The 26,980-nt window shown below is 47.1% G+C and carries 26 protein-coding genes; 3 read left to right on the top strand and 23 right to left on the bottom strand.

The features are described 5' to 3' along the window. Nucleotides 1-9: 9 nt before the first annotated feature. The 6 genes from KNO94_RS01830 to KNO94_RS01805 all read right to left on the bottom strand — a co-directional run bounded on the left by KNO94_RS01830 (nt 10) and on the right by KNO94_RS01805 (nt 6,454). The gene (locus tag KNO94_RS01830) at nt 10-1,500 is read right to left on the bottom strand and encodes a GGDEF domain-containing protein (protein ID WP_214777071.1); all 1,491 of its coding nucleotides are present in this window, start codon (nt 1,498-1,500) and stop codon (nt 10-12) included. 168 nt (nt 1,501-1,668) lie between these two features. After that, nucleotides 1,669-3,069 (bottom strand): class II fumarate hydratase, encoded by a 1,401-nt coding sequence (gene fumC, locus KNO94_RS01825; RefSeq protein WP_214777069.1) that lies wholly within the window; start codon nt 3,067-3,069, stop codon nt 1,669-1,671. Nucleotides 3,070-3,173: 104 nt separating this feature from the next. After that, on the bottom strand, nt 3,174-3,566 hold the full coding sequence (locus KNO94_RS01820) for a reverse transcriptase-like protein (RefSeq protein ID WP_214777067.1): 393 nt from the start codon (nt 3,564-3,566) through the stop codon (nt 3,174-3,176). Continuing rightward, nucleotides 3,547-4,329 (bottom strand): 5'-3' exonuclease, encoded by a 783-nt coding sequence (locus tag KNO94_RS01815; RefSeq protein WP_214777065.1) that lies wholly within the window; start codon nt 4,327-4,329, stop codon nt 3,547-3,549. Before KNO94_RS01815 ends, KNO94_RS01820 begins: the two co-directional genes overlap by 20 nt. Continuing rightward, on the bottom strand, nt 4,310-5,260 hold the full coding sequence (locus KNO94_RS01810) for a CobW family GTP-binding protein (RefSeq protein ID WP_214777063.1): 951 nt from the start codon (nt 5,258-5,260) through the stop codon (nt 4,310-4,312). Before KNO94_RS01810 ends, KNO94_RS01815 begins: the two co-directional genes overlap by 20 nt. Before the next feature lie 15 nt (nt 5,261-5,275). Beyond that, on the bottom strand, nt 5,276-6,454 hold the full coding sequence (locus KNO94_RS01805) for an HD domain-containing protein (RefSeq protein ID WP_214777058.1): 1,179 nt from the start codon (nt 6,452-6,454) through the stop codon (nt 5,276-5,278). A 155-nt stretch (nt 6,455-6,609) separates the two neighbouring features. Between KNO94_RS01805 and KNO94_RS01800 the strand changes: the two genes are divergently transcribed. Next, nucleotides 6,610-7,122, top strand: a complete 513-nt coding sequence (locus tag KNO94_RS01800; RefSeq protein WP_214777056.1) for a hypothetical protein — start codon at nt 6,610-6,612, stop codon at nt 7,120-7,122. A gap of 38 nt (nt 7,123-7,160) precedes the next feature. Here KNO94_RS01800 and hfq read toward each other — a convergent pair whose 3' ends face one another. The 7 genes from hfq to KNO94_RS01765 all read right to left on the bottom strand — a co-directional run bounded on the left by hfq (nt 7,161) and on the right by KNO94_RS01765 (nt 13,957). Next, nucleotides 7,161-7,409 (bottom strand): RNA chaperone Hfq, encoded by a 249-nt coding sequence (gene hfq, locus KNO94_RS01795; protein WP_012726185.1) that lies wholly within the window; start codon nt 7,407-7,409, stop codon nt 7,161-7,163. A 27-nt stretch (nt 7,410-7,436) separates the two neighbouring features. Beyond that, entirely contained in the window at nt 7,437-8,372 is a 936-nt protein-coding gene (gene miaA / locus KNO94_RS01790; RefSeq protein ID WP_214777054.1) for a tRNA (adenosine(37)-N6)-dimethylallyltransferase MiaA, read from the bottom strand. Between the two features lie 309 nt (nt 8,373-8,681). Beyond that, entirely contained in the window at nt 8,682-9,281 is a 600-nt protein-coding gene (locus KNO94_RS01785; protein ID WP_251125758.1) for an AmiS/UreI family transporter, read from the bottom strand. 104 nt (nt 9,282-9,385) lie between these two features. Beyond that, nucleotides 9,386-10,246, bottom strand: coding sequence for a PPK2 family polyphosphate kinase (locus KNO94_RS01780; RefSeq protein ID WP_214777050.1), 861 nt, complete (start codon nt 10,244-10,246; stop codon nt 9,386-9,388). 95 nt (nt 10,247-10,341) lie between these two features. Then, entirely contained in the window at nt 10,342-11,871 is a 1,530-nt protein-coding gene (locus KNO94_RS01775; RefSeq protein ID WP_214777048.1) for a M4 family metallopeptidase, read from the bottom strand. Between the two features lie 174 nt (nt 11,872-12,045). Continuing rightward, nucleotides 12,046-13,044, bottom strand: coding sequence for an ABC transporter permease (locus tag KNO94_RS01770; protein ID WP_251125757.1), 999 nt, complete (start codon nt 13,042-13,044; stop codon nt 12,046-12,048). After that, on the bottom strand, nt 13,037-13,957 hold the full coding sequence (locus KNO94_RS01765) for an ABC transporter ATP-binding protein (protein WP_214740432.1): 921 nt from the start codon (nt 13,955-13,957) through the stop codon (nt 13,037-13,039). The genes KNO94_RS01770 and KNO94_RS01765 overlap by 8 nt, the downstream gene beginning before the upstream one ends. A gap of 118 nt (nt 13,958-14,075) precedes the next feature. Between KNO94_RS01765 and KNO94_RS01760 the strand changes: the two genes are divergently transcribed. Then, the gene (locus KNO94_RS01760; protein WP_214777046.1) at nt 14,076-14,825 is read left to right on the top strand and encodes a GDSL-type esterase/lipase family protein; all 750 of its coding nucleotides are present in this window, start codon (nt 14,076-14,078) and stop codon (nt 14,823-14,825) included. A gap of 31 nt (nt 14,826-14,856) precedes the next feature. Here the strand turns inward: KNO94_RS01760 and KNO94_RS01755 are convergent, their stop codons facing one another. Together KNO94_RS01755 and KNO94_RS01750 are read right to left on the bottom strand one after the other, a co-directional pair. After that, the gene (locus KNO94_RS01755; protein ID WP_214777044.1) at nt 14,857-15,528 is read right to left on the bottom strand and encodes a hypothetical protein; all 672 of its coding nucleotides are present in this window, start codon (nt 15,526-15,528) and stop codon (nt 14,857-14,859) included. Next, the gene (locus KNO94_RS01750; RefSeq protein WP_214777042.1) at nt 15,515-16,645 is read right to left on the bottom strand and encodes a mandelate racemase/muconate lactonizing enzyme family protein; all 1,131 of its coding nucleotides are present in this window, start codon (nt 16,643-16,645) and stop codon (nt 15,515-15,517) included. The genes KNO94_RS01755 and KNO94_RS01750 overlap by 14 nt, the downstream gene beginning before the upstream one ends. A gap of 79 nt (nt 16,646-16,724) precedes the next feature. Here KNO94_RS01750 and KNO94_RS01745 point away from each other — a divergent pair, with 79 nt between their 5' ends. Then, a complete protein-coding gene (locus KNO94_RS01745; RefSeq protein ID WP_214777040.1) occupies nt 16,725-17,924 on the top strand; it encodes a hypothetical protein in 1,200 nt (399 codons plus the stop codon). 15 nt (nt 17,925-17,939) lie between these two features. On the opposite strand, the gene nhaC is transcribed toward KNO94_RS01745, so the two are convergent. The 8 genes from nhaC to KNO94_RS01705 form a co-directional block, all read right to left on the bottom strand. Next, a complete protein-coding gene (gene nhaC, locus KNO94_RS01740) occupies nt 17,940-19,340 on the bottom strand; it encodes a Na+/H+ antiporter NhaC (protein ID WP_483299165.1) in 1,401 nt (466 codons plus the stop codon). 162 nt (nt 19,341-19,502) lie between these two features. Next, a complete protein-coding gene (locus tag KNO94_RS01735; RefSeq protein ID WP_078146806.1) occupies nt 19,503-20,591 on the bottom strand; it encodes an amidohydrolase in 1,089 nt (362 codons plus the stop codon). A 16-nt stretch (nt 20,592-20,607) separates the two neighbouring features. Beyond that, nucleotides 20,608-20,952, bottom strand: a complete 345-nt coding sequence (locus tag KNO94_RS01730; protein ID WP_214777035.1) for a DoxX family protein — start codon at nt 20,950-20,952, stop codon at nt 20,608-20,610. A gap of 56 nt (nt 20,953-21,008) precedes the next feature. Beyond that, nucleotides 21,009-22,274 (bottom strand): S1C family serine protease, encoded by a 1,266-nt coding sequence (locus tag KNO94_RS01725; RefSeq protein WP_214740416.1) that lies wholly within the window; start codon nt 22,272-22,274, stop codon nt 21,009-21,011. A 111-nt stretch (nt 22,275-22,385) separates the two neighbouring features. Continuing rightward, nucleotides 22,386-23,204 carry a fumarylacetoacetate hydrolase family protein gene (locus tag KNO94_RS01720; RefSeq protein WP_214777033.1) on the bottom strand — a complete coding sequence of 273 codons (819 nt, stop codon included), beginning with the start codon at nt 23,202-23,204 and terminating at the stop codon, nt 22,386-22,388. Nucleotides 23,205-23,258: 54 nt separating this feature from the next. Then, nucleotides 23,259-23,714 carry an anaerobic ribonucleoside-triphosphate reductase activating protein gene (gene nrdG, locus KNO94_RS01715; protein ID WP_214777031.1) on the bottom strand — a complete coding sequence of 152 codons (456 nt, stop codon included), beginning with the start codon at nt 23,712-23,714 and terminating at the stop codon, nt 23,259-23,261. After that, on the bottom strand, nt 23,692-25,542 hold the full coding sequence (locus KNO94_RS01710; RefSeq protein WP_214777029.1) for an anaerobic ribonucleoside triphosphate reductase: 1,851 nt from the start codon (nt 25,540-25,542) through the stop codon (nt 23,692-23,694). The genes nrdG and KNO94_RS01710 overlap by 23 nt, the downstream gene beginning before the upstream one ends. A gap of 190 nt (nt 25,543-25,732) precedes the next feature. Beyond that, complete coding sequence (locus KNO94_RS01705; RefSeq protein WP_483299164.1) at nt 25,733-26,563, bottom strand: formate/nitrite transporter family protein; 831 nt, start codon at nt 26,561-26,563, stop codon at nt 25,733-25,735. Nucleotides 26,564-26,980 lie beyond the last annotated feature (417 nt).

The raw sequence follows: 26,980 nt of genomic DNA, 5'->3' as shown, positions 1-26,980 counted from the left end.
GTCTGTTTTTTAGTCTGGCAATTTTTCTAGCCATTGTTCAATTTTTTTCGTAATGACTTCGTCCTGTCCTCCGTCCGCATAATCGTCATAGATCGCTTCAAGTTCAGACGCCGTTCGTTTCGATACAGCAAGAATGTGGCTGTATTTGCCTCGTTGCTCTTTCACAGCAGACAACGTCCCTCTCGCTTCTTGTGCTCGTGCATCGTCCAAAACGAACATCTCGATATTGTCATTACAAGAATACGCCTCGTAAGGACGGTATACGACTTCATAGCGACGGTGCTCTTTCGGCAGTCGATCAGCGAGCGATGTATAGGTATTGGCAGACATCGTCACATAGGCGATCCGCTTCTCCTCACGAACAGCAGACGTGTATCGAACGACACGATTTCGTCCATCTCGTTTCGCTTTATATAGCGCCTCATCCGCATAGGCACACCATTCACCAAGTGTATAGCCTGTCTGACAGACACGTGTGTATCCAATCGACACCGTCACCTGGTGCTCGTATGGAAACTCCATCTCTTCAATGCGTGTTCGAACTCGCTCGAGCACCGATTCGACAATGGCACGGTCTGAGACGTTTAAGAGGATTAAAAATTCTTCGCCACCGTATCGGATGAGCTCATCACTTGAACGAATGGCATGACGGATTTCTTCAGATACACGATGAAGTACGTCATCCCCATACGAGTGACCGAACGTATCGTTCAATTGTTTGAAGTGATCGATATCAAGCAGTGCGACAGCAAAACTCTCACCAGACCGCTCCAATCTCGAAATGAACCGAGAAAAGGTCGCCTTTAAATACTTACGGTTGAAAGCACCCGTTAATTCATCCACGAGTAACGCTTTTGATACGAGGCGAGATTTTTCAATATGTAGCCCAAGACGCACCAAACGTTCCTCCATCGGCACCCACGATTCCCAATAATCGTCGAACCCGTAAGAATACGCAGCAAGACGATAATGCTCGTTCGTTCCGATTACAATCAGAGGCACATAAAGCTTTCTCATCTTGCTTACGAACGATTGGATATCTCGTTCTTTGAATTGTGGCCATAATTCCACGTCCATAACAATGGCTTTCGGCACATCTTCATAATCGTATTCGACGGCTTCTTCAAGGGTCTGCAAAAATACCGGTCGTGCCCCGAGCTTCTCAACGCGAGACTTGTAACGACTAAATGTGGAAAAGCTTGCGGATAAGATGAGGACGAGATCTTCATCCTCTTGTTCAATCCCCAAGACAGTATGGATATAACGTTTCACAGGAGAGATCAAGGTCAAAGCTTCCGCTTGTGTGAGGACGCTTGGTAACTCCTTCGCGTCAGACTCGACACGACTAAAGATTTCTAACAAATGCATCAACCGTCGCTGCCGAACTTCCTTCTTCATCCAATCGAGTAGAAACTCGATATCGCTTTTTGGAATTTGTCTCGACTCCGATATCTTTTTCAAAATCATATGTATACGCTCAGTGAGTTGACCTTGCTCCATCTTCGTCCCCCCTATGTTCGTACTCCCCGAATTCTCTTATGTTTCGATTATGCGACTTCTCAAGATGAAATACAACTATTTCCTTATTTATTTTCTATTGTTTTACATATCACTAGGACCTACGTCCTAAAAAAGACATAGTAAAAGCGGTCTTGCGACCGCTTTGTGTTATTTTTTCACTTTTAAGTTCGGTGACGTCATCTCTTCTGGGCGAATCCATTGATCAAATTGTTCTTCCGTTAATAAACCAGTTTCCAATGCCGCTTCTTTTAAAGAAGTGCCATTTTTATGTGCCGTTTTAGCAATTTTTGCCGCATTCTCGTATCCGATATGCGGGTTAAGTGCCGTGACGAGCATGAGTGACTGTTCCACGTTACGTGAGATCACTTCATGGTTCGGCTCAATTCCGACAGCACAATGATCATTGAATGAATGTAAGCTGTCCGTCAATAGACGACAAGTCTGAAGGAAATTATACATGATGACCGGTTTGAAGACATTCAATTCAAAGTTCCCTTGACTCGCCCCGAAACCGATCGTCGCATCATTTCCGAGTACTTGTGCGGCAACCATCGTGAGCGCCTCACTTTGAGTCGGGTTGACTTTACCCGGCATGATTGAACTTCCTGGTTCATTCTCTGGAATCGTAATCTCTCCGATTCCTGCACGTGGTCCAGAAGCCAACCAACGCACATCGTTCGCAATCTTCATCGCGTCCATCGCTAGTGCTTTTAACGCACCATGCGTGAAGACGAGTTGATCGTGACTCGTGAGAGCGTGGAACTTGTTGACGGCTGTCACAAACGATTTACCCGTCTCTTCTGAGATTTTCTTCGCTACGGCTTCGCCGAACTCAGGGTGTGCGTTGATTCCTGTTCCGACGGCCGTTCCTCCAAGAGCAAGCTCTGTGAGCGGTTCAATCGTGCGCTCGATCATCTGTTTTGACAATTCAAGCATCCGGACCCACCCACTGATTTCTTGACCGAGTGTGACCGGCGTCGCATCTTGAAGGTGCGTCCGACCAATTTTAACGATATCCATATACGCTTCCGCTTTTTGTGAAAGCGTTCCGTACAGCGAGTCGATTGCTGGAAGGACATCATCTTGTACGGAAAGGATGGCTGCGATGTGCATCGCCGTTGGATACGTATCGTTCGAGCTTTGTGATTTATTGACGTCATCATTCGGGTGAATCGTGATTGACGCACCGCGTGCCTGTAATTTCTCATTCGCAAGATGTGCGATGACTTCGTTGACGTTCATGTTTGACTGCGTGCCCGACCCTGTCTGCCAGACGACAAGCGGGAACTCCGCGTCATGTTGCCCTGCTAAAATCTCATCTGCCACCTCTGCGATGATTGCGGCTTTCTCTTCTTCGAGTACACCGAGTTCAGCGTTCGCTAAAGCTGCACCTTTTTTCAAAATGGCAAATGCGTATACGATTTCAAGCGGCATCTTCTCCGCTCCAATTTTAAAGTTTTCGAGACTACGTTGCGTTTGTGCTCCCCATTTCGCTGTCGCTGGAACTTTGATTTCCCCCATTGTGTCCCGTTCGATCCGATAATCCATTGTATGATTCCCCCTCTATAGTTGACTACGCTTTCATTTTAGCGAAAAACCATCTAAAAAGAAATGACTCCGTCAAAAAAGCGACCAAGAATGATCTCGGTCGCTTAATTCGTACTATTCAATGCGTCACGTGCAATCACGTCTGCCCGATTCTCCGCTCGTGGGATCCACTTTAAGAACACGGTCGGCAATTCATCGTAGGCGATCAGCGCTTTCAGAAACATTGGTTTCGCTGAAGCATCTTTCATGAAACGTTGCTCTAGTGCGCGAACAATCACTTCGGCGTCGGAATACAACATGAATGAGGTTTCGCCTTCCAATACATGCGCTTGCTCCAGCGCATAAGCACATGCAGCCAATTCCGCATGAACGCTCGTCAATCCTTGCATGCGACGTTTAAACGTCGATACGGTACCGTCGGACGACTTGATCCACACGCCGATGCCATTCTCTCCAGTCGTCTGATTGGTGGCCGCGTCAAAATAGATGTGAACCAAACCGGTATGCCTCCCAATCCGTGTTGACAGGTGCATGGATATCAATCTGTGACAGTCGTTTCGATAAAAGCGCGATCTCTTCATGACCGTCCAGTTTTTTGGCATATTTTTGATGAGGCGCTTCAAGTGTTTCATTTTGAACATGCACATAAAGCGTTTCAATCGTATCGTAATGCTGAATCAAAATCGTCGCCGTCTTCGGACCGATGCCACGTACCCCTGGGATGTTATCCGAAGAATCTCCCTGCAATGCCTTCACGTCGACAAACTGATGTGGTTTCACGCCATACATCAATTCAAAAGAAGCTTCATTGACGAGCTGTTCCTCACCTTTTTTCGGCATGATTTGAAACACGTTCGGAGACAATAACTGAAGTAAATCACGGTCCGAGGAATAGAGATATGATTCACCCGGGAACGCTGTCGCGACGGCGCCCATCAAATCATCCGCTTCATATCCCGTCAACTCGGATTGTAAGATGCCTCGTTCATCCAAAGCGGCTCTCAATTTCAAATAGTCGTCGAACAGCGGTTCCGGGAGTCCATTACGCGTTGCTTTATATTCAGGATATATCGCATAACGGTGGGTAGACTCTCGTGTCCCGTCCCAAAAGAAAGCGATATGGGAAAAGTCTGTCGTCCAGGAATCCACTTTCCGGAGTAATCCTTTCACTGTCACTTCCGGATCTTGTGCCCGTCTTCGCTCCGTCGCAAAATAATAACGGGATAACAAATTGAATCCGTCAACTAGAATAAGCTTCATCTCGCTCCACCTCACATGCTTTTAATCCCCGTGCTAATGCCTCTTGGTCTAATTCCTTCCCAATCCATACAAACACGGAACGGTCCCCTTCGTGCATCTCATTCGCAAATGTCGCGCCCATCAACTGATTCGTCGCTTGAATGACAAACTTGCGATCCTCATCCTGTAAGCGGACAATCGCCTTCATCCGATACATCGCATCCTCATAGTGCATCAATACTTCACGAACGTAACGGGTCACACGCTCCCGAGACAACGGACGTTCGGCACTCAACGTAATGGCACGAAGGGAGGAGACCGATTCACTCATCTCGGTCAGTTGACTCAACTTCTGTTCATCGATGCGTGACAATTGGAACGTATTCTCGAGGAGTTCGTAATCACCTTCTGTTTGGATCGTCTCTACAATCTTCACCGTCGGATTGAGCTGTTCGATTCGGCGGCGTGCCTGATTGAGTTCCTTCGTCGATACTAGATCGGTTTTATTTAACAAGATGAGATCGGCATAAGCGATTTGATGAATGCCTTCTTTGAACAGTTCACGGTCCATTTGACTGGCATCCACGACCGTCAAGATAGCATTCATTTTAAAATGTTGTCGCAAATAGTCGTCATAGTAAATCGTTTGAATGATCGGTGCGGGATCAGCGACACCGGTCGTCTCGATGATGACCCGATCGAATGTTTCTTTCTTTGCTGCGAGTTGATAGAACGTCTTGCTCAAGTCATTTTGGATGGAACAGCAAATACAACCGTTTGAGAGTTCGATTTGCTCTTGATCCATCTTGACAATCAATTGTTCATCGATATTTATCGCGCCGAGTTCGTTGACGATTAAACAGATTTTTTCATCCGTCGCCGCGAGTAAGCGGTTCATATACGTCGTCTTGCCTGCTCCTAAAAACCCTGTCACTAATTGTACGGGAATCATGATATCACCCTTTTCTTACAAGTCTTCGTGCGCGCGAGCCCATTTCTCATAACGCGCATCTAATAAATCGATCAAATGGAGCATCCAAGCCTCCGTCGTCATCGGCAGGACACTTGAACCCCATTCACGTTTCCCATGATGTGATAAAATCATGTGCCAGATACGATGATGAACATCTAGCGGTAATTGAATCGACTTCTGGCGTAACGCTTCTTCAAACAATAGCCCACCATATGGCATATGCCCGATCAATTTCCCAATCGGGTTGATGGAGATGCCAGTCGTTTCACTTGTGCCTTGTACGGGAGATAACTTCTCAAAACGATTCGGACTAGATAACAGATGACTGTATTCATATATTTTCCCGATGTCATGGAAAAGGATTCCAAGTGCAAGTTCATCCCAATTCAGTGGCTCTTTCTGTTCGGCCATCGCTTCACAGGCGGCATACAGTGATTCAAACGTTCCTTTAAATGCCTGTTCGATTTTAACACCGTTCATCGTATTCCAAAGGTCGACTTTGTGCAACTGCTCCGCTTCTTTGATTACACGGAACACCATCGCCAAATAGTCATCTTGCTCTTGAATCCTGTAGCCGAGACGAAGCATGCATACGGTATGCTTTAATAGACCTCCCGCATAGTTGTGATGATGGTAAAGTGCCGCGGGCGACAAAACGAAATCATCCCAGACCAGTTCAAGTAGTCCAAACGCAACCTGTTGAGCTGCCGGTGACAACGTATCAAGTATACTGAACAATTCATCCGCAAACTGTTCCATCGTCTCATCCCCTGGTAAACCTGGTAATAATGAGATCGCTTCATCTTTCGAGATGGGGTGGACGCGATCAATCGTAATCGATTTGGCGCCATCCGGTTTTGGATAGACGTCGATTTTCCCGGACAACTCGATGACACCCGACTCATAGATCGGAAGTAGCTCATCTTCATTACCACGGAGCCAATGCTTGGCACGCATCATCCCGTTCGCCGTCGTGACACTTAATTGTAGCCACTTCGCACCGCTCTTCCCTTCTTTCAACTCGACAGTGCTGACGAGTGCCTTCGTTTGAACAGATGCCCCGTCCGGTAACTGGTCTAAACGGTCCGTTGATTTTTCGATTCGTGGTATTTGAAATCGATCATAGTCCGTCGTCGAACCGATGACCGGATCAATTTGTTGATAATAGTTCATAATCATTCCCTCCTCGCATCTTCTGACATTGTATCGTGTTTCCGACCATTAGGCGAACATACTTTCTAGTAGGGTCTCGATTTTCCAATCATTATATTGAAAGCGCTTACGATTATTGATACGATAAAGATAGTTCAATAAAGGGGGAAACGATAATGATTTCATTAATCGACACGTATGAGCGTTTCATCGCCTCGGGGGAAGCGACACGTTATGCACAAGAGCAACAATCCATTGAACATATTCTACAAGCGTCAACTTGTCCGGTGGGCATGCAGGACTTAGAACTGTCACTCACGCATCTTTCCGGTAATCCATATGCTAAAGATGCATCACTCGACAAAATTGTCGAACATGAGATGAAAGGGGCCATGGCGGCGCTTGAGCTTTCTGGTTACCCACTTCAGACACCGCTAGCGAAAGCAGTCATCTTGTCTGCGTTCGCTCGAACGAACCGACTCAATATTGATAAGTTGAAAGAACTGAGTCACGCCGACCTTCTCGTCCGAATCCAATCGGCAGAACGCGCTTGGAAGCGAACATATACATTGTTACACCGTTCGACACCGACTCAGATTTGTGACCAAATGGATTCACTCCTCGGGGGATGTGCCATTCAGCGCGTCCTTGAGGCTATCAAACAACCGGGAACGACAAAAACAGCATAAGAAAAGGAGCGGTCCCCGGGCCGCTCCTTTTCTTATGCTCATCCTTCTGTTACTTCAACTGCATCCGGCTCATATAGCGTCACGTTACGTGCCGGAGAGAATGTCGAAATCGCATGTTTATAGATCAATTGTTGACGACCTTCCGACTCGACGATGACGGTAAAGTTATCAAATGACTTGATGACACCTCGAATTTGAAACCCGCTCACCAAAAATACGGTCGTTGGCACCATTTCTTTTCGAAGTTGATTCAAAAAATGGTCTTGGATGTTGTAGCTCGCTTTCATGCTGGATTCCCCCTAGTCTTTATCTCTTTAAAATAATCGGAATTTTCGAAAAAACCCCTCTACATCATCATAAATATATTTATATGATAGTTCAAATGATTTTCGACCCATATCGACCCAAATTCCATCAAATTGATGACGGAACCAAGTTAATTGCCGTTTCGCGAACTGCCTTGTATGCTGTTTGAGCAACTCTGTCGCTTTCTCTTTCGAGATGTTTCCGTCGATGTATGGAATCATTTCCTTATAGCCGATGGCTCGCATCGCCTTTGTATCACGATATCCGTGTGCCAAAAGTCGTTCGACTTCTTCGACAAGTCCTGCTTCCATCATCGCATCGACGCGCTGGTTGATTCGGTCGTATAAGATCTCACGATTCGCATGAAGGACGAACAATCGATAATCATAATGTTCAGATGGCGCACTGTCCGTCGTCTGGGTATCACCTTGCATCGCTACTTCGAGCGCCCGCACGACGCGACGCACATTATTCGGATGAATCGTAGCCGCACGTTCTGGGTCAAGTTGAACCAATCGTTGGTGTAGCGCCTCACGCCCTTCCACTTCTGCCAACCGTTCGAGATCAGCCCGCAACGCTTCATCGACGGGTCGCTCCACAAATTCATAGTCATATAAGATAGAGCGAATATATAAACCCGTCCCACCGACGATAATCGGTAACTTGCCACGGGCATAAATATCATCGATGGCGGCACGCGCCAATTGTTGAAACATCGCAACGCTCATGGCATCATCCGGATCACAAATATCAATCAGATGATGAGGGATTCCTTCAGCCTCTTCTTTCGTCACTTTTGCTGAACCGATGTCCATGCCACGATACACTTGAACCGAATCACCCGAGACAATCTCGCCGTCGAACGCTTTCGCTAGTTCGATGCCCGTCTTCGTTTTGCCGACAGCGGTCGGACCGACGATGACGACGACAGGTGTTTTTTTCATACATCTCACTCCTCAATTAAAAACCCGTCTCCTCATGAGACGGGTCATCAAATTCTTCTTTTTATTCTATCATCAAACACGATGGCAAACAGCATCCAACCACATAAAAGTAATCCGAGTAACAACACGAGACCATCACTCATCTGCTTTCGCCTCCTTTAGCTATCACATTCCCACTTTTCACATTTTAGACACAAAATAACTGTAAAAATGCATACTCAAGAAGGAGTGCGCATGTTGTAGTGACCGTATATAAGTCATCGTGAGTGATTCAATCGCACACAATGACCTCTTGTCATTTTTCAATTATCATGAAGCAATTTCCACTGGTTGTTTCGTACGTTTAACAGAAACAATGAAGTACAGGATTGCCGTACCGCTCGCTGCCCACCAGATCATGTCATACCACCCGTTCATCAGTCCAGCCATCCCAACCATCGCCGGGACAATCAACGTCAACCACGACAATACGAGAGCGACACGTGCTGTGATGGCCTCGTTCGGTCTCCCGAGTCCCATTCCAAAAAAGAACAGTCCCCATAAAAGTGACCAGAAGAACCATGTCAACGCACCCATCGGATCAGCTACAGCGACTGCCATCACCCCGTAAAAAGCGGCTGCAATCGACACGAATAGCGAGAACCAGCCGACGCCCCGGCCGTCTAAGTTCAAAATAAACGTCACACCGACATATAAATAAGTGAACGCAAACAGATAGATGCTCGCAAAACCGAACTGCTCTTCAGGACTTGCCCCAATCAATAACCATGTGGCGATAAACGTTTGTAAAAGTCCAGTAAACAAACTAAAAAATCCTGCACTCTTCATATCAACCTTCCCGAGAAGGACGAGACTATTTAAAAATAGCGCGACGCCACCAAATAATAAACTTATGTTACCCACACTCATTACCCCTTTGTACAGATGTCTGACCTCTAATCTACTGTATCACTTTAGCTTGAATTCGCTTTCAGTGCAAGGGGATTTTTGATTGTTCACGAGAACGTCATCCACTATTCATTTTCAAGCGTTTGAATCGCCTCATCGATGCGTTCTTGCTCTTCATCCGTAAAAGTCGGATATTGCGGATTGATTCGCTCGAGGACATCAATCATGACAGATGAAATAATATAACGACTGTACCACTCATCATCTGCCGGCAACACATACCATGGTGATACGTCCGTGGAAGTGTGCGACAACATCTCGGCAAAGATTTCTTGATACTTTTGCCAATGCTGTCGTTCTTCGACATCACTAAAGGAGAATTCCCAATTCATCTTTGGATCTTTCAGTCGTTCGAGCAAACGATCGCGTTGCTTATCTTTTGAAACATTGAAAAAGAATTTGATGACTTTGAATCCGTTTTCCTGTAAGTAGCGTTCATAATCGTTGATTTGACGATAACGCATCCCCCAGACCTCTTCCTGGTCCATTTCCTCTGGAAGTACTTCGTCCCCCAACAAATCATGGACACGAGGCGCAATGACTTCCTCGTAATGGGATCGGTTCAATATTCCGACCTGACCTCTCTCCGGTAACAAGTCGTGCATTCGCCACAGATAGTCGTGCTTCTTCTCTGTATCTGAAGGTTTTTGAAACGCATTCGTCTTTAGTCCTTGGGCGTTCAAATTTGAAAAGATATAGCTGATCGCTTCGTCTTTCCCACCCGCATCAAGCGCCTGCAAGACGACGATAATCCCTGTCTTACTCTCGGCATACAATCGCCAATGCAGCTCTTTCAATCGCTCCACACTGTTCGGAATGAGTTCATTCGTCAAGGTGTCATCCCCCGGTTTGTCTGGAACAGACGTCTGATAATCATCTAATTGAATCTTGCTGTTCGGTGACACAATAAAATCCTTCGTGTTCATACTCGTTCTCCTTTTCGCTCGACGTTCAACCTTGATTTACCCAAAAACTGCATAAGAAAATCCCTTCCGAAAATTTCGGAAGAGATGTTGAGAACTTAGTAGATTCCGACAGCGTCAAATGATTTCGCAGCTGATACCGCTTGTGCGCTTGTTGAACCGTAAAGGTCTTTCGCAGATTGCACGACCGCTTGACGAAGGCTTGAGAAGTTAGATGTTGGTGTCAAGTAAACATTGAGGGCACGGTAGTAGATATCCCCCATCGCCATGACTCCTACACCTTGTACCGATACGCCGTAGTGTGATCCACCATTACCTAAGAGGTATGCCGCTTTGTTGACGATACCTGAGTTGATGTGAACCCCGCCGTTATCTTGCGTCCCTGTGTAACGTTTTGAGTAGTGATCAGGGTCACCGTATGCAGCCGGATTCGACATCGAACGAAGACCGTCGCCCGCTACACCAGGTGTGTAAATATCTTCCCCTACCAACCAGTCGAAGTTTGTACCAACATTGTATTCAGCAACCGTACCTAAGATATCCGATACCGCTTCGTTGATCGCTCCCGACTCGTTCTGATAGATCAAGCCTGCTGTATATTCTGTCACGGCATGTGTCAATTCGTGAGCAACAACATCGAGTGCTCCTGAGAGGTATGTGAATGTCGAACCGTCGCCATCACCATACACCATCTTGCTTCCATCCCAGAATGCGTTGTTGTAGCTACGGCTATAGTGAACAGATGAATTCAAAGCAGCGCCTGCGTTGTCATAACTGTTACGTCCGAAGTTGTTTTTGTAGAAGTCATACGTTTTTGCAGCGTTAACGTGTGCTGAAACTGCCGCACGGTCATACGTTGTATTCAAGACGTTATCCAAATCAGCCCAAAGTGAGCCAGGGAGTGAAGTACGGTTTCTTGCATCGTACGTATAGATTCCCTTACCTCGCGTTGAATCTTGAAGGTAATAGTAAGAACCACTCTTCGTAGTTTTGAACGTCTGACTGTAACCAAGTACATCGATTCCTGTACCTGTGTACGTAGTACCCGTCACGCCGTTCGTCGGTCTCGCGTGAGCTAGTTGATCAAACTTGTTGAGTACTTCTCCCGTTCCTGCATCAATGAAGTAAGTCCAACGTGATGGTTTTTCAGCATCTAAAATGGTTCCCGTCACTTGATATGCATAGACCGACTTGTCACCTTTTGGATAGACAATCAATTCTGCTTCCGGTTCGAGCTCGTAGGCCCCTTTATGACCGACAAGCTTTTTGTAACTCGCGATGGCTTTCTTTTCAGTTAACTTGATCGACTTATGTAGGTTCTTGACCGATTTCGCATCATCAACGACAGTTTTTAATTGACCTGCTTCATCAACGACACCGACGACCACACCACCGAATACTGGCACGCCATCAACTGTCTGTTGGAGTTTAACCACTTTCCCGACTTTGTCTGACTTCGACTCAATCGTTTTGAACTCACCTTTTGACTTCACGTACTCTTTAACGATTGTTGTCGGTGCACTTTCTGATGGTTTCGTCAGAGTGCCTGACTTCAATTCTGCCGCCCCTACCAATTGTGGTACGAGTAAGACGCCTGCGATTAATGATGTTGATACAACTTTTTTCATGTGTTTCCCTCCTTTGTGATGATTCTTACTTTACACAGTATCCCATAAACCGTGTATCCAACTTTTTAATTATTTTGACAATTCACAATATTGAGTATTTAGAACCATAATTTATAAATAATCCTTTGTTTTCTACAAAAAAATCGTGCTCCTTCAGGAAAGGAGCACGATCTGTTAATAGACATCTTTTTGAGTAAAGTGATAAAACGCATACGCCAAGGCGGCGATGGACCATATAAGAATGACAAGGAGCGAAAACGGCAACGTCATTCCCTCGATGGGAGGTGCCTGTCCTTCTAAATAGGTATGAAGACCGAAATTGACGTTGACCAGGTATTTCGAGCTATCCCAATTTGAGCCGAGCGATGTCAAAAGTGGCCCAGAGATGAGGACGGCCATCATAATCCCGATACCAGTCGCCGTATTCTTCACCAAAACGGAAATCATGAGTGAAATCGTACCGACTGCGGCAACGACGAGCCATGATAGCCCCATCGACATAAGCAGATACTTCCACATCGGAAGAATATGGACGAAATCTGTGGAGAATGTTCCTGTCGCGGATGCTTGGAAACCGGTCAAAATCGGGGCTGTCCAACCATCCCACCCAAGCACGATGCCGGATATGGCGTAACTAACGACGGCGGTCACAAATATTAAGATCGATGTATAGAGGAGCGTCGTCAACCATTTGGCGAGCAAAATTTTATATCGTCGGACCGGTCGTGATAACAACGTCTTGATCGTCCCGTCATTATGTTCTCCGCTCACGATATCTGCCATCAATACAATGATAAAGAGCGGTAAGACAAGCGTTGTCCCTTGTGAGAAGAAGACGCGCATAAACGTCGGGGCACCCGGATAATTCGGGTTAATGTCATTATCCAGATAATATTGATTCTGCTGAACTCGAAACTCTAGGATTTGTCGAAACTCATCCTGAACATTTTCAGATGCGAGTCGGTTTTGTGTATCAATGATTTCTTGTTGAAGATCCACGCGCCAATCAATCGTCCCTTGCTCTTCACGTTGCTTTTCGATTTGTCGATAGTTCGCGTATGTGAACATCGACACGAGGACAATCAGGATGATGGACACGACCATCAATCGACGTTTCCGATGAATCTTGAGCACTTCATTTCGAATGAGTCCGAGCATTGATGGGTTAGGCAATGTGATCACCGCCTGTCAATGTGATGAAGAGATCCTCTAACGTTTGGACACGGCGCTCAAGTCCAAACACCTCGACGTCTCTTTCCATTAAATAGCGATTCAACTTCGCCGTCTCTTCCACGTTCATGGAAATACGAATCGTTCGTTCATCCACCACGTCCGCTTGGTCGATCCCTTCATATCCTTGCACAATCGGCAATACTTCGAAGCTATTCGTCACATGTAAGTCGACCGTTGACGCAAGTTCTTCGATTAAGGCATGGACCGTTCCTACTTTGACAATCTTGCCTCGCGACATGATGGCGACTCGGTCTGCTAACAGCTCAATCTCGGCCAGGATGTGACTCGACACGAGAACACTCAGTCCCGTTTCTTCTACGAGACGACGGATGAAAAGTCGTAAATCCCGAATCCCCATCGGATCGAGCCCGTTCGTCGGCTCATCTAATATAAGGACACGCGGATTGTTTAATAACGCTTGGGCAATACCGAGTCGCTGGCGCATCCCGAGGGAGTATGTCTTCACTTTATCATCAATTCGAGCGGTCAAATCGACGAGGTCGATGACTTCCTGGATTCGCTTATCATCAACACCCGGTAGCATCCTTGCGAAAGCTTCTAAGTTCTCACGTCCGGATAAAAATTTATACAGTTCTGGATTTTCGACGATGGCTCCGATTTGATTCATCGCTTGGACAAATTGTTTGTCGACCCGATATCCACAAATGGATACATTTCCTTTCGTCGGTTTGATCAAGCCAACAATCATTCGAATCGTTGTCGTCTTCCCGGCACCGTTCGGTCCTAAAAAACCGAATACCTCGCCTGGATAGACGTCTAACGAAATATTATCGATAATCGTCTTTTTCCCAATCACTTTTGTCAGTTCATGTAGCTTTAACGTCGGTTCCATTGTCTCACCTCTTTCTTTATTCTATCGGACAAAAGCGAATCTGTCCTATTCGAACATTCACATAGGGCACATCCATTCATTTTTGATATGATGTCTATATAGAAAGCGAGGTCAGCCCATGAAACAGTCGAAGTGGTATGCATTTTTAACTGGCGCCGTTCTCTTGACGGGAATCGCCTTATACGGTCTATGGATCGGTTATCAGGATATCGTCAATCCTCCGGAGCGAACAATTTCCGTCTCCGAAGATGAACGTCCCGAACCAGAAGGAAACGTCTACGTCGCATTAGGCGATTCGTTGACACGCGGTGTGGGGTCAACATCAGGTGCGGGTTATGTTCAACCTGTCAGTGAAGGCTTAGAAGATGAATCCATCCGTACACAAAACCTTGCCGTTTCCGGAGCCCGGACAGAGGACCTACTCGCTCAACTTGAGCAACCTGAAGTGCGCCGTACGATTGAGAACGCACGATATATCACGTTGACCATCGGTGGAAACGATTTGTTCAACCGTGGGGAAAACGTCGATAACTTCGAATCCGTTGATATTCAACAGGTGGTCACGGATGCGAAGACGAATTTGGAAACGATTTTCACTGAAATTCGCTCACTCAACGATTCGGCAACCATTGTGTATATCGGTCTATACAATCCGTTTCAAAATGATGAGAATGGACAAGCATTCAATCAACTCATCCTCGATTGGAACGCATCCGCAAAACAATTGGCGAATGCGCAGAATATCGATGTAATCGACCCGTTCGCCTACATTTCTGACCTATCAAGAGACCTTGCGACCGATCAGTTCCACCCGAGTGACCGTACGTATGAGAAATTCGCGAATGATGTACTCTTCGTTCTCGAATAATCAAAATCCTCGTCAGCTTGACGAGGATTTTTTACTTCTCATATCGAACAATCCACTGTTCCCCTTGTTTCATCATGCCCGTCCCGATCCAACCAGTTTGGAGCAACTCAACTTGTCGCCCACGATCTTCCATCGGTACATCTTGCACAACTGATGTGGGATGCCACGAGCGATGCATCTTTTTGTAAAAAATATAGCGGAGTTTCCCGCCATACTTTTCTTTCAACGCCCCGATTCGGAGTCCGAGCGTAAACTTGTCTTTCATGCTTGGAATATTGAACGGTGCGACGGTAGCGCAGACGACATCGAATCGATCATCCGATTCCACTTGTGCCATCAACAGTTTGCCTAAATGTGTCTGTAGTCCATATCCACGGAAGTCTGGATGGACGTTCGTCACTTCCTGATACAGGACACGTTCAAGCGAATCCTCCGGCCAACCGATATCCCGCCCTAGATGTTCCGCATCGATCGGTGGGATGAGCATCGCTCGAAACGCGATGATCCGACCTTCTGATCTTGCCCCAATCAATGTCTGGTCATTCAATAGTTTCGTGAACTCCTCGATGGATAGCGATTGATAATGTTCTGGTTCAGCCAATGACTGAATGACCGCATCTTGGACGGACAACAGTTCCGGTAAATCGGACAAGCCTAGAACACAAACATGAAGGGAAAGGTCTTTGATCTCACCTTTCCACATGCGATTCTTCTCCAATCACGTAAGAATCCGTCGTCAATTCACGCAACACGTCCTCATCGACGTCAATACCGAGTCCCGGACGATTATTCAGTGAGATGATTGGTAAATCATATAATAAGTTTCCGACATCTTTCCCGAATCGGAGCGGACCCGTCAACTCGACCGTCTTCACGATTTTACTCGAGAAAGCGACGTGGAATCCTGCACTCGATGCAATAGAGGATTCGACCATGGAACCGATCTGGCATTCGATTCCGGACATTTCCGCCATATGGACCAACTTTTTCGCCGGATAGATGCCACCACATTTCATGAGCTTGATGTTCGCTTTATGGGCTGCTTGCATCATCGTCAAACGTCTCATATCGTGAATGTCTTTCAGCCCTTCATCCATCATGAGGGGAACGGAGATTTTTTGTTTCACTTCGAGCATGCCTTCAAAATCATCCGCCTTGACCGGTTGTTCGACCCAATCGATGCCGTACGGTTCGAGTAGACGCATCGCTTGAACGGTATTGGCCGCATTGATCCACCCTTGATTGACGTCGACTCGAATCGGCACGTCATTTCCTACCGCTTCCCGTACCGCCTTGACACGCGCCACATCCGTTTGCACATCTACTCCGACCTTCATCTTCACGGCCGTGTAACCTTGATTGATTTGTTCAAGAGCCTCTTGAGCCATTTGATCCGGTTCACCAATACTCAATACGTGCGTGACTGGGAATGACTCATGGTACCGACCGCCAATCCATTCGTAGATGGGTTGATTCAGCTTTTTCCCGATCACATCATGACAGGCGATATCGAGTGCTGCTTTGGCAGCCGGAACACCACGAATCGCACGGTCCATCTCATCATGAATATGCTCTAAGTGCATCGGATTTTTTCCGATTAGGAGCGGAGCCAATAGATGACGGAGGACGCTGACCGTGCTCTCAGCGGACTCACCCGTCACATGCTCATCCGCCACGGCTTCCCCATAACCGACAAGTCCACATGCAGTCGTCATTTTGACGATGACAGACGGCATATCATCATAACGATGATAACTGACGATGAATGGTACTTTTAACGGAAATCGAACCGAGAAAATTTCTATTTTTTGAATATTCATGTTCATCACTCCTTTACTTCAACTGCCTGTTCCTCTATATTGTCGTTATATAGTCGCTAAATTGCAAGGGGGATTTTCAATGTCCATCCATATCGCCGTTGTCGGCTCACCATCGTTTATACTACAGGTACGGAACGGTTCTTCTTTACCCGATGTTCGAATCGAGGGATTTCCTTATGATGACCCGCGTGAAGCGAAGGACATCGCTACGAAACTCCTATTTTTTGACGGAGTGTTCTTCTCCGGTTCATTCCCTTATACGTATGCGACGGAGGAAGCGACCCTTCCATTTGCCCATCACGTCGTTCAAGATGATGTCGTGTTGTTGACGTCACTTTTATACGTAACATTGACACAACAGCTCCGAATCGAAGAGCTCTCCATCGATCTCGTTGATGCGTCACGACTTGAATCAATTTTAGCATCGTTTCCAAGCCACATGTCGCCACCGCAAGTGAAAGAACTTAGTCCGTATATGAATTTCGAAGAGTTGATTTCGTTTCATGAGCAACTTCAACGAAATGGGACGACTCGATTCGCCTTGACGAGTGTCGAGCGAGTTCATCGACACTTAGTGGAAAATGGTTTTGCTAGCCAACTCATGATTGAGCCGGAAGAGAGAATTCTCCACCACTTCCATGATTTTATTCAACAGATTCGATTGAACAAATCAGACCAGTCACAACTCGCCGTGCTCTTCTACTCGGATGCCAGTGAAGATACGCTCAACCATGTAAGAGAACATCATTATTTCGGAGGTAAATTGATGGAGTCCACTCAAGACGGTATCGTCCTATTATCGAGTAAAGGAAAGATTGACTCCGCCATGTCAAAAGGTTTCATTTTGTCAGAGGACTCACCTGGTCACGTAGGGATCGGGTATGGGTCCGATTATCAACGCGCCGTTGAACATGCCGAACTTGCCCTTCAGACGGCGAGTAATGCCACGATCCGAATCGTCGACGATTCAAAACGGATGACGTTCACCAATCAACCGGCACCGATTCATTTCCGCGTCACACAATCGCGTGTCTATGACATGATGAAACAGACCGGCATGAGTCCGACCAATATCGAAAAGCTCATTCACTTTTCAACGGACCATCTCGAGTTTACAGCGAAAGAGTTGACGAATCATTTAAACGTGACCCGTCGTACGACAGAGCGACTCATCAAAAAATTAGTTGATGCAAAACTCGTTCATCGGATTGGCGAAGAGATGAGTTACAGCCAAGGTCGACCTCGCAACGTCTATAAATTTCAATTCCCGGTCGATTGACGACCGGGAATCGTTTTATTGAGCTGCTTGTTCCACGACAGGTTCTTCCTGTTGGATGACCGCCATGCGTTCAATCGTATATCCTGTGAAGGCATAGAGAATCGAAATGACCGGTACGATGAAATTTAAGACGGCGTATGGCGCATATTCGAACGCCCCGACCCCGAGTGTTCCGAGGATGAAGACCCCACACGTATTCCACGGGATAAACACGGATGTCAACGTCCCTCCATCCTCGAGGGCACGAGATAAGTTTTTCGACTGCAGTCCCATTTTTTCATAAGCCCCAGCAAACATGCGTGACGGAACGACGATTGAGATATACTGCTCCGAGCAGGTCGCATTCGTCGCAATCCCCGCTAAAATCGTTGAAGCAATCAACGAACCTGCCGTTTTCGCCAACTTCAAAATTTGGTTCATAATGGATTGTAGCATCCCCGAATATTCTAAAATCCCACCGAACGTCATCGCGACGATGGTCATCGAGACCGTGTACATCATCGCATCAAGACCACCTCGGCTGAAGAGGTTATCGACCAGTTCATTACCCGTATCAATGACATAGCCACTTTGAAGAGCGCCTACGCTGTCTGCAAGCGTTCCGCCTTGAATGAACACCTGAGCCAAGAAACCGAGTGCAATCCCGACGACGAGCGCTGGAATCGCCGGCACCTTCTTTGCGACGAGTAAAATGACGGCGAGTGGAACGAGGAGTAACCATGGTGAGATGACAAAACTGTCCTCTAAAATCGTCAATGTCTGTGTGATTTCAGACGAGTCTGTCGAAGAATCTGCAAATCGTCTACCGAGCCATGCGTATACCCCGAGTGCAATGATGAGTCCTGGAATTGTCGTATAGAGCATGTGCCGAATATGTACAAATAAATTCGTATGAGTTAATCCTGCCGCCAAGTTTGTCGTGTCTGACAAAGGCGACATCTTATCCCCGAAGTAAGCTCCTGAGATGACAGCCCCCGCTACCATCGGCGCCGGTATCCCCATACTCAGCCCGATGCCCATCCCCGCTACTCCAATCGTCCCCATCGTCGACCATGAACTCCCGATTGAGAGCGCGACGACCGCACAGATGAGACAAATCGTTAACAAAAAGTATGCCGGTGAGATGATCTTCAGTCCGAAATAGATCATCGTGGCAACAATTCCTCCACCGATCCATGCCCCAATCGTCAACCCGACCAAAATGATGATGACGACTGCCGGTAGGGCGAGACGAATCCCTTTATACATCATCTCTTCAATCTCTTTCCACTTGAACCCGTGACGCCAGGCGACGAGCGAAGCGACCGCTGTCCCGACGATGAGCGGGATGTGTGGTCCTTGACCGAGCTTAACGATCGAGATGAGCATGACGACGATCATCACCCCAAGTGGCAAGAGTGCCCACCCTAATTTCATGTCTTGCTTGTTCCCCGTTGTTTCCATCTAACTTCCTCCCCCATAGCGAAAATTCAGAATTGTCGTTATATTGTCGCTAATAACGTTATGATAGCGCTTACAAGGAGTGGATGCAATAAAAAAATGAGTGGACAGACATCTGTCTATCCCACCCATCTTGATTTATGTTGCTGCAATCCGGAGCGCATCCGCGAGCAGGCGTGCCCCATCTTCTAACGCGTCACGGTCAAACGTCATATGCGGATGATGAAGACCTGGACCTAAATCAGCGCCGATGCCAATCATCGTTGCATCAAGTGACGGTTTCTCGACGGTATAAAAATGAAAATCATCGCTACCTGACGTGACGATCCGTTCAACGAGAGCCGACTCACCGAAGCGTTTCTCAATCGCTCGCTTGGCGATTTGGCTAGACTCTTCCCCAACGACGGCTCCCGGTGTAAAGTCTTGCCACTCCCATTCAAGTTTCACACGATGAAGCTGACCGACCTGGAGTAACATGTCTTCGACACGATTGCGCAGTTCGAGCAATTCTTCATTTTGTTGGGCACGGACGTCAATCGAGAACGTCGCATTTCCTGGAATGATGTTCATGTTGTCACTCCCGGCGTGTACCTTCGTCAACTTGACAGAGTGCGGCTCAAACGGTGACAAGTAAATGCTTTTAAGCATGTGTTGAATCGTGAAGATGACATCGAGTGCGTTTTGTCCTTGATGTGGTCTCGCACCATGCGCATCATCCCCAATGACCTCTCCCTTTAAGAAGAAGGCAGCACCATGTTGAATCGCCGCCGCATATTGTCCCCTTTTCAACTCTTCTTGTGGACGTAAATGGATTCCGAATAGTTGCGTCACGTCCTCTAACGCCCCTCGTTCGATCATGGCGAGCGAACCATTCCCTTGCTCTTCGGCAGGTTGGAAGATGAAACGAATTCGCTTTTGTAACGTTTCGTCTTTCAACTGTTCGAGCGCACCGAGTACCATGCTGATGTTCGCGTCGTGCCCACATGAATGGTTCGCTCGAAACGTACCGTCCACTTGTTGCCATAACGCGTCGATATCGGCGCGGACCGCAATCACTTCTTCTCCCGATCCAATCTCCGCGATTACTCCGGTCACGTCCTCAAACGTTCGATGGGGAATCGACCAGTCTGATAAGATGGATGCGATTGTTCGAGTCGTCTCGACTTCTTTCCAACTGATTTCTGGATGAGCATGGAAATGCTCAAACCACTTGAGTACGCTTGTCATATGTATCTCCACACCTTTATATTTTTTGGACACCTTTGATCAAAACCCATTGAAGCGGGAGTCGTCCCCATGTAATCCATTTCGGAATGACCTTCCCACCGATTCTAGATGGCTTGACGGCCATGTTGATATTTGCCGGGAAGACGGCGATAAAGAATGCCGGTAGCGTCCGTTTCACGAACGATGTTCCCTTGTTGAGTAAGAGCATCGCCCCGAACACGACTTCAACGACTCCGCTTAGTTGCACCATCAGTCGGCGGAACGGCCAAGATTTCGGAATAATCGACATGAACGCCTTCTTTCTTACAAAATGTAAAATTCCTGCCCCGAATAGTAACACCCCATATAAATTTCGTACCATAACTCATCCTCCTTTTGTATAAGCATAGCAAAAAAGGCGGGCATGTTGCCCACCTTTTACAATGCAGAACCGTTCGCGTTTTGAATCTCGACTTGAACCGTCTCTGTTTTTCCGTCGCGGATATATTCGATGTCGACCGTTCCATCCGTATCGCGAATCAATTCACTGCGGAGGTCGATGAAGGAACTAACGTCTTTGTCATTGATTTTCACGATGACGTCACGTGCCTCAAGACCTGCTTTCGCAGCCGAACTGTTTTGCTGCACTTCTACAATGATTGTTCCCGCCGTTACCGATTCAGGTAAGTTGATTTGTTCCGTCAAGTAACCTGGAGGGAACTCTGATACGTCACGAAGTGATACGCCGAGTGACGGATGATTCACTTCTCCCGTCTGTTCGATTTGATTGATGAGCGGAAGGGCGATGTCGACTGGGATCGAGAAGCCGACTCCTTCAACTTCTGCCGTCGCAATCTTCATCGAGTTGATCCCGACGAGTTGTCCTTCTTCGTTGATTAACGCACCACCTGAGTTACCTGGGTTGATGGCCGCATCGGTTTGAATGACCTCGGCATTGAAATCGGCCTGTCCGTTCTCATCTGTATCGACCGGTACGAGACGAGACGTCGACGAGACGACACCACGCGTCACGGAGTTCTCGAATTGTCCGAGTGGATTCCCGATGGCGATGACCGTTTGTCCCGGTTTTAACTCACTCGATTTGCCGATTGAGATGACGGCCGGTACTTTATCAGCGTCTACTTTCAAGACGGCCAAGTCATACGTGGCGTCACTTCCCATGAGTGTGGCATCCGCTGTCGTGCCATCATTAAACGTGACCGTCAACTTGTCCGCTCCGTTGACGACGTGATGGTTCGTCGCGATATATGCCGAGTCTCCTTCTTTTTTGTAAATGACACCTGACCCGACTCCAGCCTCGACCGCCTCACTTGAGAAGCCGGTTTGGGCGAAGTTGTTCACAGTCACGACGGCAGGTTGAGCGGTCGCGACGGCATTCGTGACCGAAGAATCGGATACGTTCGATGACGTCTGGACCGGAGTCCCTTGCGAGGTCACGTTCGTGTCACTCACACTCGTAGCTGGTTGGTCGATAAACGGATATGCGATTGCGCCCGTCAACAACGCCCCGATGACCCCACCGACAAGTCCCGGGAACATACGGCTGACGAATGACGGTTTTGTTTGTGTTCGTACCATTGTCTCTTCTCGGTTGGATGAACCGAGTTCTGTATCTAACCAATCTTTTTGTTGCTCTGATTCATGTAATTGATCGTGTTCATTTGATTGATCGTGACGATCCATAATGATTCATCTCCTCTGTGTTATCTTCTACCCTTACTATAACGAAGAGGAACACTCATTTATGAAATGATAAATGAATTACAAGATTCTTCACATTTTACGTCATTTCATTCAGACAATCACATTTCTTAGCGTGCCGAGACCTTCAATCGTCACTTCGACGGTGTCACCCGTTTGAAGATACGTCGGTGGCGTCATCCCGTGCCCGACCCCGGCCGGCGTACCAGTCGCGATGATGTCACCCGCTTCAAGCGTCATGCCTTTCGATAACGTACGAATGAGCTCGTCAATCGGACGAATCATATCGGCCGTCGTTCCGTCTTGGCGCGTCTCCCCGTTAACACTTGTTTTGATTTGGAGAGGGAATTGAAGTTCGTCCGATGTCACGATGAATGGTCCCATCGGACAGAACGTATCGAGTGACTTGCCACGGAAAAATTGGACATGTTCTTTTTGCACGTCTCGTGCCGTCACGTCGTTTAGAATCGTGTATCCGAAAATGTGTTCTTCGACCGATTCGATGTCTCGCCCCGACTTTCCGATGATGACCGCGAGTTCGCCTTCATAGTCGAGTTTATTCGTCAATTCCGGATGGCGCTCAATGACCGCTTCCGGACCGACGACTGAAGTCGGTGCTTTCGTGAAGATGACGAGTTTCCCCGCTCCCGCTGTATCCATCTCTTTCACGTGTTCTTCGTAGTTCTTACCGATACAAATCACATTTTTCAACGGTCGATACGGGGCGAGTAATTTTACCTCCGTCACTCGGTATGATGGCGCCACGTCCAAGTCGATATCCGGCTCGAACTCACGGGCGATCACTTCTAATAAGTTAGTCGTATGTACTTGATTGCTGACATCAAAGACGAAATCGCCCTCGATGATCCCCACTCGTTGCTCTTCCTGCATCTCAAAACTACACCATTTCATCTTAAATCCCCCTTTTTCAACATTATACAAAAAATCGAGACACCTTTGCCTCGATTACACTTTATTCAAAAAGATGATTCGTTGATTACTCGATCCCCGAAAGCTGAGTCCCATATCTCGTAGCGACTGCTCGTAACGACCGTCAACGAGCACATCTGCGTAGTCTAACACGGTTTGAACGGCTCCGTCCTGCATCGCTACCAACTGTTCGAGCGTATAACCGGTATACACCCATACGTTTTTACCGAGCGACTTACATGCCACGACGAGTTTTGCTAGCTCTAATGATTGAAGAAACGGTTCACCTCCTGAGATGGTCACCCCGACCCAACCACTGTGCTTGACGCGTTGAACAAGTTCCTCTACTTCGACATCCTCACCGCCGGATGGATTCCACGAGGAAGGATTATGACACCCTTTACAGTGGTGTGGACAGCCGGCAGTAAAGATAACCGTCCGAATCCCTGGTCCGTCAACTACGGATTCTTCAACGACGGATAGAATGCGCATCGTGTTTCACCCTCGCCCGCTCTTCTTCTCGTTTCGCTGTATTCCAGCGGTCCATCGTCCCGACCAAATAACCGGTGATGCGGCGAATTCGTTCGATGTTTGTATCCTCGCCACAAGTCGGACAGGATTCGTCAATCAACCCTTCTAAGCCACAATTCCCGCAGCGATCGACCGGATGATTGATCGAACCGTATCCGATGTCATGTTGACGCATCAAACGAACAATCGATTCCACCGCTTCCGCGTTGTGGGCAAGAGAACCATCGACTTCGACATAAGAGATATGTCCCGCGTCACACAATGCGTGATAAGGTGCCTCGATTCGGATTTTCTCACGAATCGATACAGACTGATAGACCGGCACGTGGAATGAATTTGTATAGAAGGCACGATTGGTGACATCTTTAATCATCCCGAACGCTTCCTGGTCTTTCGTCACAAATTTACCTGACAATCCTTCTGCCGGTGTCGCGAGCAATGAGAAATTCAAATCGTATGATTCGGCCGCCGCTCGCATCCGATCAGCTAAGTGTGTGACGATATCGAGACCGAGTCGTTCCGCTTCACGCGACTCAGCATGTGTACTGCCCGTCAACACCTTCAACGTTTCAGCGAGTCCGATGAAACCGAGTGAGAGCGTTCCTTGTTTTAATACGTCTCGGACCTCATCCTGAATATGTAACTCCTCACTTCCTCGCCAGACCCCTTGTGTGTAAAGGAAACGAAATTCTTCAGTGCGACGCGTGCATTGATACTCGAAACGCTCGACCAACTGTTCGATTCCGATGTCGACATATCGGTTGAGTATCCGGTAAAAATCCGAGATCGACTCCGATACAAGTGCCATCTTCACCAAGTTGAGTGTGGAAAATGAAAGATTGCCACGTCCGATTGACGTCTCCTCCCCATGTCGGTTTCCCATGACCCGAGTGCGGCAACCCATATATGCCACTTCAGATGCATGCGTCCCATCATAGTAAGTGGCATTGAACGGGGCATCGATGAAGGAAAAATTCGGAAATAGCCGTTTTCCTGTGACCCGACACGCTTCACGGAAAAGATCGACGTTCGGATCGTCCTCCCGAAAGTTGATTCCTTCCTTCACTTTAAAGATTTGAATAGGAAAAATCGGAGTCTCTCCGTTCCCTAACCCACGTTCCGTGGCACGAAGTAGCTCCCGAATGAGAATGCGTCCCCATTTTGACGTGTCTGTCCCATAATTGATTGAGACGAAAGGCACTTGCCCACCACCTCGTGAGTGCATCGAGTTCGCATTGTGAATGAACGCCTCACACGCCTGATACGTAGCCGAAATCGTCTCTTTTTCCGCGAGTGTCTCCAATTGCGTTTCGTCCCAGTCAACAGGTAACGATTGAAGTCGGCTCAGTTGACGCTCATATGTCTTCTCGACATACGGTGCCAAGTCGACGTCAAACATCGGGAATGCCTGCCCCCCGTGCTGCATATTTTGATTCGCTTGAAGGATAATCGATGCGAGTGCCATGGCGGAGCGAATGTCCTTTGGCGACCGGATCGTCCCATGTCCCGTATGGAATCCATCTTTTAATAATTGACCGAGTGGTATTTGACAACATGTCGTCGATCCTGTGATGTAATAGTCGGCGTCGTGCACGTATAAATAGTTATCAGTGACGGCCTGTTTTGATCGTTCCGACATCAAATATGTCTGCGACAATTCTTTCGACACTTCTGAAGAGAGCCGTGCTAGTTTCCCAAGTGGAGACTTTCCGTCCACATTCGCATTTTCTTGTACCAAGTCTTGGTCTGGTAAGACGCAGACATCCTCATACAACTGCAGTAATTTCAAAACCTATCACCTCACTATATATGGATTCAAAACATACACATTCGTTTTAAGAATCCTATATATAGATTATGACACGTTTTTTTTCGTATCGTCACGAGTCGATCTTGTGACAGTTTACGTGTGCGCATACATCAAAAAGAGCCTCGTCTTCGATGGGACAAGGCTCTACGTTATATGTGACAAACATCATTTATTTAGCAGCTTTCACGACTTTTAATTCGACTTCTTCCTCTAATTCTTGTGCCTCACGGAGACCTTTCGAGTTCAACCACGTATAGATGGCTCCCATGAAGAGCGCTCCGCCGATGATGTTACCGAACGTTGCAGGAATCAAGTTGTGAATCGCACCTGCCATGCTGATCGTCTCAGGGTGTGGGACGACGAGCGTCAAGGCGAACAAGACGAAGTTGGCGATGACGTGGTCAAATCCTGAAGCGAAGAAGACCGCGACAAGGAAGATCATCGAAAAGATTTGAGCGAACTCATTTTTCATTTGTTTCGGTAAGAAAATGGCAAGACAGACCATCCAGTTACAGAAGATGGCGCGGAAGAAAATTTCGACCGTCGTATGATGCATTTTACTTTCAACAACGGAGAACAACCAGTTGTTCATCCCGAGTTCTTGGATGACGCCAGTCGGTGCAAGTAGTAAGGCGAATAAGATTCCCCCGAGTGCGTTCCCGACGAAGCAGAGCAACCAGACGAGCATCGTATCACGGAGCGTCGTATAACCACGAAGCGTCGACGTTGTGAAATACATCGTATTCCCCGTGAACAACTCAGCTCCCCCATAGATAATCATGACGAGCGCGATCCCGAACGAGAAGCCTCCGATGAGTGTCGTGAACGGAGATTCCGCTAAATACATACCGTTGACGACTTTCAGCGTGAAGATTGAGGCAAAGCCGATAAAGATCCCGGCTAACATTGCCCGTAAAAAGTATTCCATTGGACGATAATGAATCATTTGCGAGGAAGCCTGTGCTTTTTTTCGCAATGATTCGAGTGCATGGATTTCCATTGATGCCATGTCACAAACCCTTCTTTCTGAATAATTAAATAGGAAAGTATCAGTTCTAATATGTGAAATCATTAACAATATAAACTGTACAGTCTCTGTTGGCAATCCTGTCTTGCATGAATTGACAGAGTGTTCACATCGTAATCGTTTACATATGGCGGATTTGTGACAAACAAAAATTCTCCCAATTTTCGGGAGAATGACAATCCAAATCTCTTTAAATCATAGTGAAATGTTCATCAAGGATATACCGTTCCGATTCAATTTTTTTAAATGAATCTTAGCGGTAACAGGAGACAATACGAGATGACAAGCAAAGATTTCCTATCCCGCTAACTCGTTACTATCGATGCTAATACCCTCCATGAAGTAAGCACGTTATTACCTTGTCAATTCTTTAATCAGCACAATTCGATC

The organism is Exiguobacterium sp. s22 (genome assembly GCF_018617455.1).
Classification (GTDB): domain Bacteria; phylum Bacillota; class Bacilli; order Exiguobacteriales; family Exiguobacteriaceae; genus Exiguobacterium.
The sequence above is the reverse complement of the archived record's forward strand: the minus strand, read 5'-3'. Positions and strand labels throughout refer to the sequence as shown.